This window comes from Streptomyces sp. NPDC002125, from assembly GCF_053593715.1.
Map to the genome: position 1 here is coordinate 23533 of NZ_JBSFDD010000011.1, position 18405 is coordinate 41937.

The 18405-nt window shown below is 72.6% G+C and carries 16 protein-coding genes; 6 read left to right on the forward strand and 10 right to left on the reverse strand.

Annotated features, from left to right (window positions below; translation table 11 throughout):
• Nucleotides 1–43 precede the first annotated feature (43 nt).
• The 3 genes from ACWCQM_RS19965 to ACWCQM_RS19975 are packed head-to-tail and all read left to right on the forward strand — an operon-like array spanning nt 44 to nt 3359.
• Nucleotides 44–721, forward strand: coding sequence for a bifunctional DNA primase/polymerase (locus tag ACWCQM_RS19965; RefSeq protein ID WP_073744019.1), 678 nt, complete (start codon nt 44–46; stop codon nt 719–721).
• A gap of 38 nt (nt 722–759) precedes the next feature.
• Nucleotides 760–1716 (forward strand): ABC transporter ATP-binding protein, encoded by a 957-nt coding sequence (locus ACWCQM_RS19970; RefSeq protein WP_450916505.1) that lies wholly within the window; start codon nt 760–762, stop codon nt 1714–1716.
• Nucleotides 1713–3359: a transporter gene (locus tag ACWCQM_RS19975; protein WP_450916506.1), complete on the forward strand. Its 1647-nt coding sequence runs from the start codon at nt 1713–1715 to the stop codon at nt 3357–3359. Before ACWCQM_RS19970 ends, ACWCQM_RS19975 begins: the two co-directional genes overlap by 4 nt.
• Before the next feature lie 85 nt (nt 3360–3444).
• On the opposite strand, the gene ACWCQM_RS19980 is transcribed toward ACWCQM_RS19975, so the two are convergent.
• Both ACWCQM_RS19980 and ACWCQM_RS19985 read right to left on the reverse strand, forming a co-directional pair.
• A complete protein-coding gene (locus ACWCQM_RS19980) occupies nt 3445–4338 on the reverse strand; it encodes an alpha/beta fold hydrolase (protein WP_450916507.1) in 894 nt (297 codons plus the stop codon).
• A 790-nt stretch (nt 4339–5128) separates the two neighbouring features.
• Entirely contained in the window at nt 5129–5821 is a 693-nt protein-coding gene (locus ACWCQM_RS19985) for a metal-dependent transcriptional regulator (protein WP_073744010.1), read from the reverse strand.
• 211 nt (nt 5822–6032) lie between these two features.
• Between ACWCQM_RS19985 and ACWCQM_RS19990 the strand changes: the two genes are divergently transcribed.
• On the forward strand, nt 6033–6788 hold the full coding sequence (locus ACWCQM_RS19990) for an SIS domain-containing protein (RefSeq protein WP_450916508.1): 756 nt from the start codon (nt 6033–6035) through the stop codon (nt 6786–6788).
• Nucleotides 6789–6932: 144 nt separating this feature from the next.
• On the opposite strand, the gene ACWCQM_RS19995 is transcribed toward ACWCQM_RS19990, so the two are convergent.
• Both ACWCQM_RS19995 and ACWCQM_RS20000 read right to left on the reverse strand, forming a co-directional pair.
• The gene (locus tag ACWCQM_RS19995; RefSeq protein ID WP_450916509.1) at nt 6933–8318 is read right to left on the reverse strand and encodes a PAS domain S-box protein; all 1386 of its coding nucleotides are present in this window, start codon (nt 8316–8318) and stop codon (nt 6933–6935) included.
• A gap of 380 nt (nt 8319–8698) precedes the next feature.
• Complete coding sequence (locus tag ACWCQM_RS20000; protein WP_267074252.1) at nt 8699–9484, reverse strand: SDR family oxidoreductase; 786 nt, start codon at nt 9482–9484, stop codon at nt 8699–8701.
• 102 nt (nt 9485–9586) lie between these two features.
• Here ACWCQM_RS20000 and ACWCQM_RS20005 point away from each other — a divergent pair, with 102 nt between their 5' ends.
• Nucleotides 9587–10186: a TetR/AcrR family transcriptional regulator gene (locus ACWCQM_RS20005; RefSeq protein WP_450916510.1), complete on the forward strand. Its 600-nt coding sequence runs from the start codon at nt 9587–9589 to the stop codon at nt 10184–10186.
• Between the two features lie 4 nt (nt 10187–10190).
• Here ACWCQM_RS20005 and pdxH read toward each other — a convergent pair whose 3' ends face one another.
• Nucleotides 10191–10823 (reverse strand): pyridoxamine 5'-phosphate oxidase, encoded by a 633-nt coding sequence (gene pdxH / locus ACWCQM_RS20010; RefSeq protein ID WP_450916511.1) that lies wholly within the window; start codon nt 10821–10823, stop codon nt 10191–10193.
• 261 nt (nt 10824–11084) lie between these two features.
• Between pdxH and ACWCQM_RS20015 the strand changes: the two genes are divergently transcribed.
• Nucleotides 11085–12194, forward strand: a complete 1110-nt coding sequence (locus ACWCQM_RS20015) for a citrate synthase 2 (RefSeq protein ID WP_450916512.1) — start codon at nt 11085–11087, stop codon at nt 12192–12194.
• 107 nt (nt 12195–12301) lie between these two features.
• Here the strand turns inward: ACWCQM_RS20015 and ACWCQM_RS20020 are convergent, their stop codons facing one another.
• The 5 genes from ACWCQM_RS20020 to ACWCQM_RS20040 all read right to left on the reverse strand — a co-directional run bounded on the left by ACWCQM_RS20020 (nt 12302) and on the right by ACWCQM_RS20040 (nt 18401).
• Complete coding sequence (locus tag ACWCQM_RS20020; protein ID WP_073743994.1) at nt 12302–12880, reverse strand: TetR/AcrR family transcriptional regulator; 579 nt, start codon at nt 12878–12880, stop codon at nt 12302–12304.
• A complete protein-coding gene (locus tag ACWCQM_RS20025) occupies nt 12868–13602 on the reverse strand; it encodes an enoyl-CoA hydratase family protein (protein WP_450916513.1) in 735 nt (244 codons plus the stop codon). The genes ACWCQM_RS20020 and ACWCQM_RS20025 overlap by 13 nt, the downstream gene beginning before the upstream one ends.
• Nucleotides 13599–15176 carry a 4-coumarate--CoA ligase family protein gene (locus ACWCQM_RS20030; protein WP_450916514.1) on the reverse strand — a complete coding sequence of 526 codons (1578 nt, stop codon included), beginning with the start codon at nt 15174–15176 and terminating at the stop codon, nt 13599–13601. The genes ACWCQM_RS20025 and ACWCQM_RS20030 overlap by 4 nt, the downstream gene beginning before the upstream one ends.
• 82 nt (nt 15177–15258) lie before the next feature.
• The gene (locus ACWCQM_RS20035; protein ID WP_450916515.1) at nt 15259–16431 is read right to left on the reverse strand and encodes an acyl-CoA dehydrogenase family protein; all 1173 of its coding nucleotides are present in this window, start codon (nt 16429–16431) and stop codon (nt 15259–15261) included.
• The gene (locus ACWCQM_RS20040) at nt 16428–18401 is read right to left on the reverse strand and encodes an acetyl/propionyl/methylcrotonyl-CoA carboxylase subunit alpha (protein ID WP_450916516.1); all 1974 of its coding nucleotides are present in this window, start codon (nt 18399–18401) and stop codon (nt 16428–16430) included. Before ACWCQM_RS20040 ends, ACWCQM_RS20035 begins: the two co-directional genes overlap by 4 nt.
• Between the last annotated feature and the right edge of the window lie 4 nt (nt 18402–18405).

Consider the following 18405-nt stretch of genomic DNA (forward strand, 5'->3'; position numbering starts at 1 on the left):
ACGCGCGCCCGTAACCCCTGGTGGCGACCGGAGTTGTGTGTGCGTGGAAGAGCCCATCGGAGTGACGGAAGCCGCACGTATCCCTCAACAGCGGTGTGAACAGCTGCTCGAAGCCGCTGCGTGGTACACCCAGGAACGGCACTGGGACGTGTTCCCCGGCACCTGGCTCGAAGCCGTGGGCGGGACGGAGCGCTGCTCGTGCGGCGACGCCCTCTGCGAGGAACCGGGGGCGCATCCCGCCCGCCCCGACTGGGCGGGCCAGGCGACGGGCAGCGCGGCGGCGGCCCGCAGGATGTGGTCCAGGCAGCCCGGGTCGTCGGTGCTGCTGCCGGCCGGGCGGACCTTCGACGCCCTCGACGTACCGGAGTCCGCAGGCTTCCTCGCGATGGCCAGGATGGAGCGGATGGGTCTCACGCTCGGCCCGGTGACCCGCACCCCGGACCGGCGGATGCTCTTCTTCGTCCTGCCGGGAGCCGCCGCCAAGGCACCGGCCCTCGTCCGGCAGCTGGGCTGGGACGCCCGGGCCATCGGCATGGTGGGGCGCGGCGAGGGGGAGTACGTGGCCGGGCCGCCGACCAGGGTGGGCGGCCGGGGCGCCGTGCAGTGGGCCCGCAGGCCCTCCCGCGTCAATCTGTGGCTGCCGGACGCGGACGAGCTGATCAACCCGCTCGCGTACGCCTGTGCACGGGAGGCGGCCGACGCCCGCGCTCGCCTTTCGTAGGCTGGTCCCCACAGGCGGGGATACCGAAAGGCAGTGCCATGCCGGACCAGGCGGACAGCACGGGCGGGGCGGACGGGGCGAGCGGGGCGGGCGGCGTGCCCCCGGCCGTCGACAGGACGGCGGTGGACGGGACTTCGCGGGACGGCGGAACATCGCGGGACAGCGGTACATCGCAGGGCGGCGGGACTTCACCGGGCGGCGGGACTTCGCAGGGCGGCGGGGCGGCTTCGCCGGTGGCCGTGCGGGTGGAAGGGCTGTGGAAGCGGTTCGGGCAGCAGGTCGCCGTCTCCGGGATCGATCTGGAGCTGCCCGCCGGCAAGTTCATCGGCCTGGTGGGTCCCAATGGCGCGGGGAAGACCACCACGCTCTCCATGGTGACCGGGCTGCTCAGGCCGGACATGGGGCGGATCGAGGTCGCCGGCCACGACGTGTGGCGCGACCCGGTGGAGGTGAAGTCGCGGATCGGGGTGCTCCCCGAGGGGCTGCGTCTCTTCGAGCGGCTCTCCGGGCGTGAACTCCTGGCGTACAACGGCCGGCTGCGCGGGCTGCCCGGCGCCGAGGTGGACAAGCGCGCGACCCAGCTGCTCGACGTCCTCGATCTGGCGGGTGCGCAGCACAAGCTGGTCGTGGACTACTCGACCGGGATGCGGAAGAAGATCGGGCTGGCGACGGCGCTGCTGCACAACCCCGAAGTCCTCTTCCTCGACGAGCCGTTCGAGGGTGTGGACCCGGTGTCCGCCCAGACGATCCGCGGGGTTCTGGAGCGCTACACCCGCTCCGGGGCGACCGTGGTCTTCTCCAGCCATGTCATGGAGCTCGTCGAGTCCCTCTGCGACTGGGTGGCCGTGATGGCGGGCGGGCGGATCCGCGCGCACGGCACGCTGGCCGAGGTGCGGGGCGACGCCGCCTCCCTCCAGGCCGCCTTCCTCGAACTGGTCGGCGCGGGCGCCCGGGACACCGGTGACTCCCTGGACTGGCTGGGGGGTGCCCGATGACCGTCCTGGACGCCGCCCCCACCGGGTCCGCCGTCCCTGCCGTACGCGGCCAGGGACTCGTCCCCGTGTTCGTGAGCCTCAAGCTGACGCTGCTGCGCAACGGTCTGCGCCAGTCGTCCGGGCGGCGGGCCGCCTATGTGGCCTCCCTCGTCGTCACGCTGCTGCTCGCCGCGGGCCAGCTGATCGGCCTGATCGCGCTGCGTGGCTCCCCGCACGCGGAGACCCTGGTGGTGCTGCTGAGCGCGCTTCTGGCGCTGGGCTGGGCGGTGATGCCGCTGTTCTTCCCGAGCGGCGACGAGACGCTGGACCCGAGCCGGCTGGCGATGCTGCCGCTGCGGCCGGGGCCGCTGATCAAGGCGCTGCTGGTGGCCTCGCTGATCGGCATCGGGCCGCTCTTCACCCTGGTGCTGGCCCTGGGCTCGGTGATCGCGGTGGCGCACGGCGCCGCGGCGGTGGTGTCCGGGGTGATCGCCGTGCCGCTGACGCTGCTGGTCTGTGTGGCGCTCGCGCGGTCCGTCGCCACGGCGAACATCCGGCTGCTGACCTCGCGCAAGGGCCGTGACCTCGCGGTGCTCAGCGGGCTGGTGATCGGGGTGGGCATCCAGTTCGTCAACCTCGGGGCGCAGAGCCTGAGCCGGGCGGGCGGGCTGTCGTCGCTGGAGCCGGTCGCGGACGTGGTGCGCTGGCTGCCGCCGGCCTCGGCCCTCGGGGCCGTGGGGTCCGCCTCCGAGGGGGCGTACGGGACGGCGGTGGCACAGGTGCTGGTCTCGCTGCTGGCGCTGGGGGTCCTGATGGGGCTGTGGCAGCGGAGCCTGGTGAAGCTGATGACGGCGCCGGACGGTTCCACGATCGCCGCGGCCGAGCCGTCCGCCGAGCGGTCGGGCGGTGACCGTTCGGGGCTCCACGCGCTGCTGCCGGAGGGGCGCACGGGGACGGTGATGCAGCGGAGTCTGCGCTATGTCGTACGGGACCCGAAGACCAAGGCGTCCTGGGTGACGGCGCTGGCGATCGGTCTGATCGTGCCGGTGCTCAACGCGGTGCAGGGCGTCGGATCGGTCTACTTCGCGTGCTTCGCGGCGGGCATGCTCGGCATGCAGATGTACAACCAGTTCGGGCAGGACACCTCCGCCTTCTGGATGGTGGCGCTCTCGGTGTCGTCGGCCAGGGACGCCTACCTCGAACTGCGTGCGCGGGCCCTGGCCCTGCTGCTGATCACCCTGCCGTACACGGTCCTGGTGACGGTGGTGACGGCCGCGGTGGTCGGGGACTGGGCGGCGCTGCCGGGCGTCATGGGGCTGTCCTTCGCCCTGCTCGGCGCGATGCTGGCGACGGGCGCCCTGGCCTCGGCGCTGTTCCCGTACTCGATCCCGCAGGACGGGGCGTTCAAGAACGTCGCGCCGGGGCAGGCCGGGCTCGCCTGGATCTCCCTCTTCGGCGGGATGGTGGCGGCGGCCGTGCTGAGCGCCCCGGTGATCGCGCTGACGATCTGGCTGCATGGGGCGGACCACCACGGCCTGCTGTGGCTGCTGCTGCCGGTGGGCGCGGTCTACGGGACGTTCATCAGCTGGCTGGGCGTGCGGCTGGCGGCGCCGCGCACGGCGGACCGGCTCCCGGAGATCCTGGCCGCGGTCAGCAAGGGCTGAGCGACCGGGCGCGGGTCCGGGACTGGGACCCGGCGGCTCGGGTGGCCAGGGGCTTCCCGGGCCGGAGTCATGGCCTGACGGGCGGTCAGGGGCTGACAGGCTCCCTGTCGTCCCGGAAGTCCTCCGCGAGCTGTTCGAGGAAGGGCTCCACCGCCGTGCGCCAGCCGTCCGGCTGGTCGTAGTGGACGAGATGTCCGGCGTCCGCGACCTCGGCGTACTGCCCGCGCGGCAGGACGCGGACCATCTCCTGGGCCTCTGCCCTGCCCAGCTCCCCGTCGATCCCGCGCAGGACCAAGGTGGGGCAGCGCACCTGCGCCAGCTCCTCCCAGTGGGCGTCGTAGACCCAGGTGGCCCGGGAGACGAGCATCTGCTCCCGGGAGAAGACGGGCCGCCAGCCGTCGGAGCTCTCGGCCATCACCTCGGCGAAGAACTCGCCGCGCGAGGGGTTGGGCCGCTCCACCCAGGGGTCGTCCTCGCCGAACCACTTCCGTACGTCGGCGAGCGTCGCGAAGGGCAGCGGCCAGGCGTCGAACCAGTCCTCCCACTCGCGTTGGGAGGCCCCGCCGAGCGCGGAGGCCCGCATGTCGCAGATGATCAGAGCCTTGACAAGATCGGGGCGCTTCGCGGCGAGCTGCCACGCCGTGAGCGCGCCCATCGAGTGCCCGATGAGGGTGACGGGGGCGAGGCCGAGCTGTTCGATCGCCGCCTCGACGTCCGCGACGTAGGCGTCACGGGTGTACGGCCCGTCGGACGGCTTCTCGCTACGGCCGTGTCCCCGCTGGTCGAGGCCGACCGGCCGGTGGCGTTCGGAGAGCCAGCGGGCGGTGGAGGCCCAGTGCGCGGCCCGCCCCATCAGGCCGTGCAGCAATAAGATCCCGGGGGCCTGCCCGGACTCCGGGCGCCCTTTGGGCTGATCGGCGAACTCCCAGGCCGCGAGGCGTACGCCGTCGGACCCGGTCACATCAACGCGCCGCACCATAGGTCTGGCACTCCCTTCGGGTCCTCGATCACCGTGTTCCGCGTACACGCCAGACTATCGAACCTTTATTCGAAAACTCGGGTCCGGCTCGCACGATCCCACGTTTGGGTGACAGCGGTTCAGGATTGATGCGCCCGGCCGGGGGGAGACCTTCACCGGGAAGCGGATCACTCGGGGACAAGGGGTCCGCGGGGACTGACCTCGAGAGCTCGGGGCTCCAGGTCAGCGCAGGGGAGGACCGGCCCCGGCGCCTTCGGGCACCGGGGCCTCGCCCTGTTCCTGAACAGATGAATCCACCGGGTCCGGCCAACCTGCCACGCCCGGCCGACCTGCCGCGTCCGCCCGGTCCGCCCGGTCCGCCCGGTCCTTCGGGCCCGCGATCGTGCCGCACCGGCGGCGCGGCTCGCCCGGCCCGCGGGGCCGTCGAGGCGTCACAGAACCCGGCCGCCCCCTCACAGCGCACGTGCCAGTGCGACGGGCGCATTTCCCGCTCCCTCCCCGACCGCGCGGCAAGGTCTGCCGGCGCCCCCAGGTCAATGCCTGGCCACAGCCTGGCACGCGTTTCGCCCGGGCGCTGCGATTCCGGGCGGAAAACAGAAAGCGGGCTTACCGGCGCAGATCTGCACGTGCATCCGCACCGGCGCCTGCACATGCCGTCACGACGCCGATACGTGCATCAACGCTGGTCAACGGCTGATCAACGCCGTCCGAATGTCTTGCCGCTCGCTGTTCCGGCTGTTCATTCCGCTTCGGCCCGAGCCACCGCCCCGGCCTCTGCTTCTGCTTCTTCCTACTGCTTCGCGACGAACACGTGCGACGCGACCTCGGCGTCGAGCTCGGCCGCCTCGCCGCTGGAACCGACCAGCACCCCGCCGGCCGACTCGGTCACGCTGACGACCGAACCGGGCTGCACGCCCGCCCGCCGCAGCGTGTACATCAGCTGTGCGTCGGTCTGGATCGGCTCCCCGATCCGGCGCACCACCACGGTCTTGCCCTCCGAGCCCGGGTCGAGCTCGGCCAGGCTCACCATGCCCTCGTCCAGGAACGGATCGGCCTCGGCCTTCTCGCCCAGCTCCTCCAGACCCGGGATCGGGTTGCCGTACGGAGACTCCGTCGGGTGCCGAAGGAGCTCCAGCACCCGCCGCTCCACGGCCTCGCTCATCACGTGCTCCCAGCGGCACGCCTCGGCGTGGACCTGCTCCCACTCCAGGCCGATGACGTCGACGAGCAGACACTCGGCGAGGCGGTGCTTGCGCATCACCCGCGTCGCCAGGCGCCGCCCCTCCTCGGTCAGTTCCAGATGGCGGTCGCCCGCGACCTGGACCAGTCCGTCCCGCTCCATGCGCGCCACCGTCTGGCTGACCGTCGGACCGCTCTGGTCCAGCCGTTCGGCGATCCGGGCGCGCATCGGGACCACGCCTTCCTCTTCGAGCTCGAGGATGGTGCGGAGATACATCTCCGTTGTATCGATCAGTCCGGACATACGTGCCCCTCGATGCTGTGACATGAAGTCGTCGTGCGATGGCCCTCCACCAATTCTGACGCATAGCGCCGACAACCGTGCCCCGCCGTCGCATGCCTGTGCTGCCGGCCGGTCCGGGCCCCTATTGACAGCCCAGTGGTCCAGACCGCAACGTGATCCGCGGCACGGGCACCGCACGGACACCCCATCACCCGCAGGAAAGGCCTCCTCGATGAGCGACAGCAAGCTCGCCGGTCAGTTCTTCGACGCAGCGATCGGCCTGCTGGAGCGGGTGCGCGACGAGGAGTCCGGCGCCGTCGCCGCCGCGGGTGCCGCGATCGCCGACACCGTCGCGGCGGGCGGGCGGCTCTTCGCCTTCGGGGCGGGGCACTCCTCGCTCGCGGCCCAGGACGTCGTCTACCGCGCAGGCGGATTCGCCCTGATGAACCTGCTCGCCGTGCCGGGCACCGTCGGCGTCGACGTCATGCCCGCCACGCTCGGCTCCGCGCTGGAGCGGGTGGACGGCCTCGCGAGCGCGGTTCTCGACTCCAGCCCGGCCCGTGCCGGGGACCTGCTCGTGATCATCTCTCTCTCCGGGCGCAACGCACTGCCCGTGGAGATGGCGCAGAACGCGCGGGCGCTCGGGCTGACGGTCATCGGGGTCACCTCGGTCGCGTACACGACAGGCACCAAGTCCCGGCACACCTCGGGCGGTTTCCTGCGGGACCACTGCGACATCGTGCTCGACAGCAAGATCTCCGTCGGGGACGCGGAGCTGACGGCGGAGGGCATCGAGGCCCCGTTCGCCCCGGCGTCCACGGTCGTCACCAGCGCGCTGATGCAGGCCATGATGGCCACCGCGGCCGAGGAGCTCGTCGCCCGGGGCATCGAGCCGCCGCTGCTGCGCTCGGGCAACGTCGACGGCGGGCACGAGTGGAACGGGCGCGTGATGCGGGAGTACGGCGACCGGATCTTCTACCGCCACTGACGCCGCCGGGCTCCGCCTCCGGCCTCCCGGAATGCCGGCCCGGCGGTCGGCCGGACGCCGGCAACGGCACCCCCGGAGCCCCGCCCAGCGATCGGCACCGGCAACGGCGCCCTCGGAACCCCGGCCGGACCGGCAACGGCGCCCTCAGAGCCCCGGTTCGGCGGTCAGCCTGGCCAGGTCGACCGCCGAGGCGACCCGGACCGCCACGCTCTCCGCGTACACCACGTCAGGCCGTTCGAACGCGCTGCGGTTCGCCGCGCGCAGGAACGTCACCACGCCCAGCGTCCGGCCCCGGCTGCGCAGCACCGTGCTCAGCGCGTGCACCGAGTCACCGGGCCACTGGTGCTCCACCGCCCACGCCGCGCCCGCTCCGGCCGGAGCGGCGGCGCGGACGGACCCCGTGCGCTCCACCGCCTGGAGTGCGGGGTGCCCCGGGCCGTAGCGCACCGGGAGCGGGCCGCCGGAGACCGGCAGGCACGGGCCCGGGGCGTCGGACGGCGTCGCGGCGGCCCGTACGAGCCGCTCCCCCGCCGCCAGGTCCGCCCGCACGTCCAGCACCGCGTGGTCGGCGAACCCCGCCAGGGCGTAGTCCAGCGACGTGGTCGCCGCCTCCATCGGGTCCTCGCACTCGGCGGCCTGCCGGGCCGCCCGGTGCAGCTGGGCGGCCCGGAAGCGCACCCGGTCCGCCTCCTGCTCGGCGAGCTTCGCCGCCGTGACGTCCCGGAACAGCCAGCCGACGCCCAGCGGAACCGGCTCCTCCGCGAGCGGCGAGGCCAGCCGGAGGAACCCGCTGCGCCAGCAGCGCCGCCGCTCGCCCTCCGCTGTCCGCAGCGTCACCCACAGCTCGGCGGGCGCGGGCGGCGGGCCCTCGGCCAGGACGTGCTGGAGCGCGCCCTCCAGGTCCTCGACACCCTGCACGATCAGCTCGCCCAGCGGGCGTCCCAGCAGCGTGGTGCGCCCGCCGCCCAGCGCCCGGGCGGCGTACGCGTTGACGATGGTCGGCCGCAGATCGACGTCGACGGCGACGACACCCCAGGACGCGTCCTCGAACAGTGCCTCGCTGAGCGCGATGGAGCGCTCCAGGTCGATCTGGGTGTGCACCTCGCTGAACGCGCAGTACACCCCCGCCGGCTTGCCGTCCTCTCCGCGCACGCCCGAGGACTGCGTACGGACGAGAACGCGCCCACCGTCCTTGCGCAGCAGCGCGAACTCGTGGACCTGGCGCCCCGGGGCGTCCATGACGGCCAGCAGCCGCTTCTCCACGTCGTCCGCGTCCGCGCTCCGCACGGCCCATCCCGCGAAGCCGCGCCGTCCGACGGCCTCGGCGGCGGTCCAGCCGAGAATCCGTTCCGCCTCGCGGTTCCAGTGGGTGATCGTGCCGTGCGCGTCGAACGCGCAGAGCGCGGCGTCCATCCCGTCGAGCAGCGCGGCGAGCAGACGGGAGCCTGGAACGACTGCCGACGGCTCCCGCTCGGGGCCCTCGTCGGGACCGAGCGCGTCGGTGGTCCCGGTGCTCCTGGAAGCACTCACTCCGTACCTCCCGCAGGGCGTCTTCCGCTTCGCGTTCCGCATTGCCGCACGTCAGACAATTGAACTCGAACGTGAGCCACCACACAGCCACTTCCCGGAAATCCGGTGTCCACCGGCGCTCCCGTTAATTCGCTTGTGCGGTCCCCGGGGGGTTCCTAGGCTGTGCGTACACGTTGAAAGGAGGTGATCCGAAAAGTGCAGTCTTATCGGATTCGTGAGGTGGCTGCGGGCTGACAGCCCGTCGTCGCACATCGTGCACCTCGGCAGGCTGTCTGCCGAAACCCAAGCAGTCACCGACCCGCAGGCTCGCCGGTAAGTCCGGCCGGCTCCTCCGCAAGGAGGGACCAGAGCCTGCGGGTTTCTGCGTTTCGCGGGGAGTGTCAGTACTGCTCGGACTGGCCGCCGTCGATCGGGACGACCGTGGCGTTGATGAAGCCGGACTCGTCGGAGAGCAGGAAGGCGACCAGGTTGCCGACCTCCTCCGGCTTGCCGAAGCGCCGCATCGGGTTGCCGCTGACGAAGGCCGCGCCGGCCTCCTCCCAGTTCACCGGGTCGATCTGACGGAGCGAGCCCTCGACCATCGGGGTCATGATCGCGCCGGGGGCTATCGCCTTGACGGAGACCCCGAACTGCCCGTACTCCACACCGGAGTTACGGGTGAGGCCGACGACGCCGTGCTTGGCAGCCGCGTAGCCGGACTGGTTGCCGACGCCCCGGATGCCGCCGACGGAGGCGGTGTTCACGACCGAGCCCGAGCCCTGGCCCTTCATGACCGGGAGCACGTACTTCAGGCCGAGGAAGACGCCGCGGAGGTTGATCGACACGACGCGGTCGAACTCGTCGGTGCCGAAGTCCTGGGTGAGGTTCTGCTTGCCCTCGATGCCCGCGTTGTTGAAGAAGCCGTCGATGCGCCCGTAGGCCTCGACCGTGGCGGAGACGTACCGCCGCACGTCGTCCTCGGAGCTGACGTCCGCGGTGATCCGCAGGACCTCCGCGCCGGGCACGGCCTTCTCGACCTCGGCCGCCGTGTCCGCGAGGCCCTGCTCACTGACGTCGACCAGGGCGAGCCTGGCGCCCTCGGACGCGACCCGCAGGGCCGCCGCGCGGCCGAGACCCGAGCCGCCGCCGGTGATGAGGACGACCTTGCCGCCGAACCGGTCTTCCATGACTGAACCTCCACGCTGAGATGTGCCGGATGACACTAGACTAGACAGTACGTACAGTCTAAATATTCCGTGGTGCCCGTATCGTGCGGCTGAGGAGGTTCCATGGACGACGAACACCCCGCCTCGCGCCCCCGGCGCGGCCCGCACCGGGACCCCGACGCCCATGAGGCCGTCCTGGCGGCCACGCGGGAGCTGGTGGACGAGCTGGGCTACAAGGGCGTGACGATGGACCGCATCGCGACGCGTGCGGGGGTGGCCCGGATGACGGTCTACCGCTGGTGGCCGAACAAGGCGGCCGTGGTCACCGAGGCGGTCGCGGACCGGCTCGCCCCGGGGCCGGCCCCCGACACCGGCGACGTGCGCGAGGACGCTCTGCTCTGGCTGCGGGACCTGGTGCGCACCCTGACCCTGCTGGGCGACCCCGGGGTGGTGACGGGCGCGCTGACCGAGCGCGGGGAGCCGGGCCGGGCCGATCTGCGGGATCTCCTCGCGGCCCACTCCGCGCCCCTCTCGCAGCTGTTGCGCAGGGGCGTGGAGCGGGGCGGGCTGCCGCGGGACCTGCCGGTGCGGGCGGTCGTGGACAGCTGGGTGGGCCATGTCGTCTACCGCACGGTGTTCCTGGGCCAGGAGATCGCCGAGGCCGACCTCCTGGACCTCGTACGCCTGCTGCCGCCGCCTCCTCAGGGGCCAGGGGCGGCCTGACGGGTCACGGGCAGAGCCGCTCCACCTGCCAGCCGGCGGCCGGACTCTCGCGCACGTAGCGCAGCCGGTCGTGCAGCCGGTTCTCGCGGCCCTGCCAGAACTCGATCGCGTCCGGTACGACGCGGAAACCGCCCCACTGCGGCGGCGCGGGGACCTTCTCGCCCTCGGGGTAGCGGGCGGCGAGCTCCTCGTAGCGGGCGGTCAGCTCCTGCCGGGAGCCGACCACGGTCGACTGGTCGCTCGCCCAGGCGCCCAGCTGGGAGCCGTGCGGGCGGGTGCGGAAGTAGGCGACCGTCTCCTCGCGGCCCACGCGGGAGGCGGTGCCGGTGACGATGACCTGGCGTGCCAGCGGGTGCCAGGGGAAGAGCAGCGAGACGTACGGGTTCGCGGTCAGTTCGCGGCCCTTGCGGGAGCCGTAGTTGGTGAAGAAGACGAAGCCGCGGTCGTCGTAGTGCTTGAGCAGCACCGTGCGGGAGGAGGGCCGCCCCTCGGAGTCGGCCGTGGAGACCACCATCGCGTTCGGCTCGTGGAGCGCGCCGCCCCCCGCGACCTGGCGGAACCAGTGGGCGAACTGGTCCATGGGGTCGGCGGCGAGGTCCTTCTCGGTGAAGTCCTCGGAGCGGTACTGCTCGCGCATCGCGGCCGGATCGGTGGTGCAATCGGATGACGGGGTGCGAGAGGAGGCGGAAGCGGAAGTCGGAGTGGCATCAGCTGTGGGCACGGGGCCATCCTGCCGCAGCGGGCCGGTGTTCCCTGCGGGCAGGGGTTCGGTTCCCGGTCCGCGAGCCGGGAGGAGGCTGTGCCGGACGTCACCCTTCCCCGCGTCGTGGGAACCCGCCAGTATCGTGGACAGGCCTTTGTCGCCGTCATACAGCCGCCGAGCCGAAGGAGCCGCCCGATGTCCGACTTCGTACCCGGACTTGAAGGAGTCGTCGCGTTCGAGACGGAGATCGCCGAGCCCGACAAGGAAGGCGGATCGCTCCGTTACCGCGGCGTCGACATCGAGGATCTCGTCGGCCATGTGTCGTTCGGCAACGTCTGGGGGCTGCTGGTGGACGGGGCGTTCAACCCCGGCCTGCCGCCCGCCGAGCCGTTCCCGATCCCGGTGCACTCCGGCGACATCCGCGTGGACGTGCAGTCCGCGCTGGCCATGCTGGCGCCCGTGTGGGGCCTGAAACCGCTGCTCGACATCGATGCCGAGCAGGCACGCGACGACCTCGCGCGTGCGGCCGTGATGGCCCTGTCCTACGTCGCCCAGTCGGCCCGCGGCCAGGGCCTGCCGATGGTCCCGCAGAGCGAGATCGACAAGGCGGGGTCCGTCGTCGAGCGGTTCATGATCCGCTGGCGCGGCGAGCCGGACCCGAAGCACGTCAAGGCGGTCGACGCCTACTGGACCTCGGCCGCCGAACACGGCATGAACGCCTCGACGTTCACGGCCCGTGTCATCGCCTCCACCGGCGCGGACGTCTCGGCCGCCCTCTCCGGCGCGGTCGGCGCGATGTCCGGCCCGCTGCACGGCGGGGCTCCGTCCCGGGTCCTCGGCATGATCGAGGAGATCGAGCGGACCGGCGACGCCCGGGCCTATGTGAAGCAGGCGCTGGACAAGGGCGAGCGGCTGATGGGCTTCGGCCACCGCGTCTACCGCGCCGAGGACCCCCGCGCCCGCGTCCTGCGCCGCACGGCCCGTGAGCTGGCCGCCCCGCGCTTCGAGGTGGCCGAGGCCCTGGAGAAGGCGGCCCTGGAGGAGCTCCACGCCCGCCGCCCGGACCGCGTCCTGGCGACGAACGTCGAGTTCTGGGCGGCGATCGTGCTGGACTTCGCAGAGGTCCCGGCGCACATGTTCACGTCGATGTTCAGCTGTGCCCGCACGGCCGGCTGGTCGGCGCACATCCTGGAGCAGAAGAGGACGGGCCGCCTGGTGCGCCCCTCGGCGACGTACGTCGGCCCGGGCACGCGCGACCCGCGCTCGATCGAGGGGTACGACCAGCTGGCGGACCTGGGGAACTGACGGAGGGCCGGGTGCGACCGGGACCGGTCGATGAGAGGTCACGGACAGCCGGGCGGGGCGTACAGGCCCCTCGGCGGTCCGTGACCTCACGACGATCCGCGGGACGCTCAGCCCAGCGCGTCGTCGAGCAGGGCGGCCCACTGCGTGACGACCCGGCGCCGTCGCGCCCCGTCGTCCGTCAGCAGGTTGGCGAGGCCGAGGCCCCGGGCCATGTCGAGGAGGCCCTGCACCGTCTCGCGGACCCCGGGGCGGGTCTCGTCGGCGCCGAGGAGGCCGACGGCGATGCGGTGGGTCTCCCGGCCGACGCGGGCTTCGAGTTCGGTGACCCGGGGCCGGAGCTGCTCCTCGTTCGAGGCGGCGACCCAGAGCTGGAGCGCGGCCCGGAAGAGCGGGCCGGTGTAGAGGTCGACGAGCGCGCCGACGACCTCCGCGCGGCCCTGGACGGGCAGGGCGCGCAGGGCGGCCGAGCGTTCCTCGGCGACGTATTCGACGGCGCCGGTGAAGAGGTCCTCACGGGTGGGGAAGTGGTGCTGGGCGGCGCCGCGCGAGACCCCGGCGTGTTCGGCGACGACGGAGACGGTGGAGCCCGCCCAGCCGTGTTCGGCGAGGCAGGCCACCGCTGATGCCAGGAGCCGCTGCCGGGTGGCGCGGCTCCTGTCCTGCTTCGGGGAGGTCACAGCACCCATGAGGGATCCCGTCGTTCCAGGAAGGCCGTCATCCCCTCCCGTGCGTCGTCGGAGGCGAAGAGCGCTGCGGAGCGGGTGACGAGATCTTCGGCGTACTGGTCGAAACCACGCAGCACAGTAGCCGTGACCAGCTCCTTCGATGCGGCCAGGCCCTGGGGGGAGGCCCTGCGCAGTCCGTCCAGTACCGGTACGAGCGCCTTGTCCACATCCTCGGCGGCGATGCTCACGAGGCCGATGCGGGCGGCCTCCGGCCCGTCGAAGCGTTCGCCCGTGAGGTAGTAGCGGGCGGCGGCACGCGGGTCGAGGCGGGGCAGCAGGGGCAGGGAGATGACGGCGGGGGCGAGGCCGAGGCGGGACTCGGTGAGGGCGAAGGTCGCGTCCGCTCCCGCCACCGGGATGTCGCAGGCGGCCAGCAGCCCCAGCCCGCCCGCCCTGACGTGTCCGGTGACCCGGGCGACGACGGGCTTGGGCAGGGCGACGATCGCGCGCATCAGGGCGACGAACGCCGCCGGTTCGGGTGGTGCGGTCAGGTCGGCGCCCGCGCAGAAGGTGGTGCCGGTGTGGGTGAGGACGACGGCCCGCACGGAGTCGTCGGCCGCGCAGCCGGCCAGGGCCTCGGTCAGTTCGCCGACCAGGCGCGCGGAGAGCGCGTTGCGCCTGGCGGGTGCGTCGAGGGTGAGCGTGGTGATGCCGCGCTCGTGGACGGGGGGTGCCAGGGTCATCGCTGCTTCTCCCGGTCGCGCAGTTCCCGCCGCAGGATCTTGCCGGACACCGCGCGGGGCACGGCCTCGATGAACTCGGCCTGTCTGACCTTCTTGTACGGGGACACCCGGTCGGCGACATAGGTGATGACGTCGTCCTCGCCGAGGCCCTCGGCGCCGGGGCGGCGGACCACGAACGCCTTGGGGACCTCGTTGCCGTCGGCGTCGTACACCCCGATGACGGCGGCGTCGGCGATCGACGGGTGGGTCAGGAGGAGTGCCTCCAGGTCGGCGGGGGCCACCTGGTAGCCCTTGTACTTGATGAGTTCCTTGACCCGGTCGACGACGTACAGCCAGCCCGCCTCGTCGATCCTCCCCACGTCCCCGGTGTGCAGCCAGCCGTCCTCGTCGATCATGGCGGCGGTGGCGTCGGGGCGGCCGAGGTAGCCCTTCATCACCTGAGGGCCGCGGATGAGGATCTCGCCGGGGTTGTCGACGGGGACGTCGATGCCGGGGTCGGTGAGCGAGACGATCCGCATCTCCGTGCCGGGCAGCATCTTCCCGACGGTGCCGGGCGGCGGGTTCTCCGCGTCGAGGGGCACGACATGGGTGCCGGGCGAGAGTTCGGTCATGCCGTAGGCCTGCCGCACGGCGGGTACGCCGAGCCGGGTGGAGCAGGCGGCGGCGAGTTCGGCGTCCAGGGGTGCCGCGGCGCTGACGATGTACTCCAGCGACGAGAGGTCGTACTCACCGACGAGCGGGTGCTTGGCGAGGGCCAGGACGATGGGCGGGGCGACGTACAGGCCCGCGATGCGGTGGGTCTGGATCGTTTCGAGGAACTGCGTGAGGTCGAAGCGGGGCAGGACGACGACCGTGGCGCCGTAACGCAGCGGCCCGTTCATGAGGGCCGTCAGCCCGTAGATGTGGAAGAACGGCAGCACGGCCAGGATGCGGTCGCGTTCGCCGAGGGGGACGAAGGGCCGGAGCTGCTCCAGGTTGGTAGCGATGGAGCGGTGGGTGAGCATGACGCCCTTGGGGGTGCCGGTGGTCCCCGAGGAGTACGGGAGTACGGCGACGTCCTCGGCCGGGTCGAAGGCGATCTCCGGTTCGGGGGCGGTGGAGGCCAGCATGTCGAGTACGGAGGTGTGGCCCTCGGCCTGGTCGCAGACGTAGATCTGCTCGATGCCGCCCGCGATCCGTGCGGCGCCGCGGGCGACGTCGAGCAGCGGGGAGACGGTGACGATCCAGCGGGCGGCGGAGTCCTGGAGCTGCTTGGCGAACTCCTCGGCGGTGGCCAGCGGGTGGATGGTGGTGACGGTGGCACCGGCCCTGGTCGCCCCGTAGAAGACGGGCGGGTAGGCGACCGTGTTGGGGCTGTGCAGGGCGAGGACGTCGCCCTTGCGCAGTCCCGCATCGGCGAGGAAGGCGGCGATGCGCCGGTGGAAGGTGTCGAGCTGGGCGTAGGTGACGGTCATCCCGTTGGTCCCGTCGACCAGGGCCGGGGTGTCACCGAAGTCCGCGGCGTTCCCGAGGACGGCTTCGTGGATGGGTGTATCGAGGGCCGGGACATCTGCGTACTCGCTGTGGAACACCATGGCGGTCCCCTTCGACGCGGGTGGAGAGCCAGAATCGCCCCTGCGGGAGCGGTTGGGGAGACCCGTGACACGACCGAGGACGTCAGTACGACTTCGGCAGGCCCAGGGTCTGGTGGGAGACGTAGTTCAGGATCATTTCGCGGCTGACGGGTGCGATACGGGAGACGCGCGCGGCGGTGACGAGGGAGGCGAGCCCGTACTCGCGGGTGAGGCCGTTGCCGCCGAGGGTGTGGACGGCCTGGTCGACGGCCCGGACGCATGCCTCGGCCGCGGCGTACTTCGCCATGTTGGCGGCCTCGCCCGCGCCGGTGTCGTCGCCGTCGTCGTAGAGCCTGGCGGCCTTCTGCATCATCAGCCGGGCGAGTTCCAGCTCGATGTGCGCCTGGGCGAGCGGGTGGGCGATGGCCTGGTGGGCGCCGATGGGCGCGCCCTTCCAGACGGTGCGGGTCTTCGCGTAGTCCACGGCCCGTTCGACGGCGTAGCGGCCCATGCCGATGGCGAAGGCGGCGCCCATGATGCGCTCCGGGTTCAGCCCCGCGAAGAGCTGGAGAAGGCCGGCGTCCTCGCTGTCCTCGCCCACGAGGGCGTCGGCGGGCAGCGTCACGTCGTCGAGGGTCAGCTCGAACTGCTTCTCGGCGGCGTGGAGTTCCATGTCGATCAGGGTGCGGGTGAAGCCGGGGGTGTCGCGGGGGACGATGAAGAGGCAGGGCTTGAGGCTGCCGGACTTCGCGTCCTCGGTGCGGCCGACGATCAGGGTGGCGTCGGAGATGTCGACGCCGGAGATGAAGACCTTGCGGCCGCTGAGTATCCAGCCTCCCCCGTCGTCGCGGCGCGCGGTGGTGGTGATGCGGTGCGAGTTGGAGCCGGCGTCGGGCTCGGTGATGCCGAAGGACATGGTCAGGGAGCCGTCGGAGAGGCCAGGAAGCCAGGTCCGCTTCTGGGCCTCGGTGCCGAAGCGGGCGATGACGGTGCCGCAGATCGCCGGGGAGACCACCATCATGAGGAGGGGGCTGCCCGCCGCGCCGAGCTCCTCCAGGACGATGGAGAGCTCGGCCATGCCGCCGCCTCCGCCGCCGTACTCCTCGGGGAGGTTGACGCCGAGGTAGCCGAGCTTGCCGGCCTCCTCCCACAGTTCGCGCGGGTGCTCGCCCTTGCGGGCCAGGCCGGTGCTGTAGTCGCGGCCGAAGCGCTTGCCGAGGGCGGCGACCGCGGCGCGCAGCGCCCGGTGCTCCTCGGTTTCGAGGACGGTGCTCATGGTGTCGTCTCCTCCTGGTGCGCGGGGGCGTTCGCGGGGGCGTCCTGTACGACGGCGAGCAGCGCGCCGACCTCGACCTGGAGTCCGGGGGCGGCGTGGAGCGCGGTGAGGGTGCCGGAGGCGGGGGCGAGGATGCGGTGTTCCATCTTCATCGCCTCCAGCCAGATCAGCGGCTGCCCGGCCTCGACGGCGGCGCCGGGCACGAGTCCCTCGGCGAGGCGGACGACGGTGCCGGGCATGGGGGCGAGCAGGGAGCCGGGTTCGGTGCGCTCGGCGGGGTCGGTGAAGCGGGGCAGGGCGGTGAAGGCGTACGAGCCGGACGCGGTGTCGACATGGACCCGGTCGCCGTGCGCGGTCACGGCGAAGTGCCGTGTCACACCGCCGGTTTCGAGGGTGACGGCACCGGGGTGTACGGCGACGACCCGCTCGCCCGAACCGGGGACCGGGATGGCGTCCCGGCCGGTGCGGTAGGCGATCTCGTACTCGGTGCCGTCGGGTTCGCTCCGGTAGCGCCGGGTCTGCGGCTGCGAGGCGAGGTTGCGCCAGGCCCCGAAGCGGGCGGGGCCCGTCGCGCCCCCCGCCGTGGCTGCGGCGAGCGCGGCGGCGGTGGCGGCGAGGGTGCGGGCCTCCTCCTCCCCCGGGCCGCCGGTCGCCGTCAGCGCGGCCAGGTGCCGGTCGTAGAAGCCGGTGTCCAGGCGTCCCGCGACGAAGTCCGGGTGCCGCAGGGAGCGTACGAGCAGCTCCCGGTTGGTGACCGGGCCGTGGATACGGGCGCGTTCGAGCGCGCGGGCCAGGAGCCGGACGGCTTCCGTGCGGGTCGGGGCGTGGGCGATGACCTTGGCGAGCATCGGGTCGTAGTGCACCCCGATGGTGTCGCCGCCCGTGTAGCCGGTGTCGAGGCGGATGCCCGGTTCGTCCGGCAGATCGAGTGTGAGCAGTGATCCGGTCTGTGGCTGCCAGTCACGGGCCGGGTCCTCGGCGTACAGCCGGGCCTCGACGGAGTGTCCGGCCGGCTCCGGTGGCGCGGCGGCGGGCAGGGGCGCGCCCTCGGCGACGCGCAGTTGCAGGGCGACGAGATCGAGCCCGAACACCGCCTCCGTGACAGGGTGTTCGACCTGGAGCCGGGTGTTCATCTCCAGGAAGTACGGGCGTCCTTCGGCCGACACGAGGAACTCGACGGTTCCCGCGCCCCGGTACCCCACCGCCTGCGCGGCGGCGACCGCCGCGTCATGGAGCCGCCCGCGCAGCGCCTCGTCGAGGCCGGGCGCGGGGGCCTCCTCGATGACCTTCTGGTGGCGGCGCTGGAGCGAGCAGTCGCGGGTGCCGAGCGCCCACACCGTCCCCTCTCCGTCCGCCATGACCTGGACCTCGACGTGCCGGCCCCGCTCGACACAGGGCTCGGCGAAGACCTCGCCGTCCCCGAAGGCGCTCGCCGCCTCGGCGGACGCGGCGGTCAGCTCCTGGGGCAGCGCGGCCAGGTCCCGCACGATCCGCATCCCGCGCCCGCCGCCGCCCGCCGCCGCCTTCAGCAGCAGGGGCAGATCGGCGACGGTGGCGCTTCCCGGGTCGACAGGGGCCAGAAGCGGCACGCCCGCGGCGGCCATCAGTTCCTTGGCCCGGGTCTTGGACGCCATCAGCTCGATGGCCTTGACCGGCGGTCCGACCCAGACGAGGCCCGCGTCCCGCACGGCGGCGGCGAAGCCGGCGTTCTCCGAGAGGAAGCCGTATCCCGGATGCACGGCGTCGGCCCCCGCGGCGAGCGCCGCGGCGACGACGAGGTCGCCGCGCAGATAGGTGTCGGAGGGCGCGTTCCCCGGCAGGCGCACGGCGGTGTCGGCCTCGCGCACGTGCAGGGCGCCGGCGTCCGCGTCGGAGTACACGGCGACGGTGGCGATGCCGAGCTCGCGGCAGGTGCGGAAGATCCGGCAGGCGATCTCGCCCCGGTTGGCGACCAGCAGTGTGGTGATCATCCTC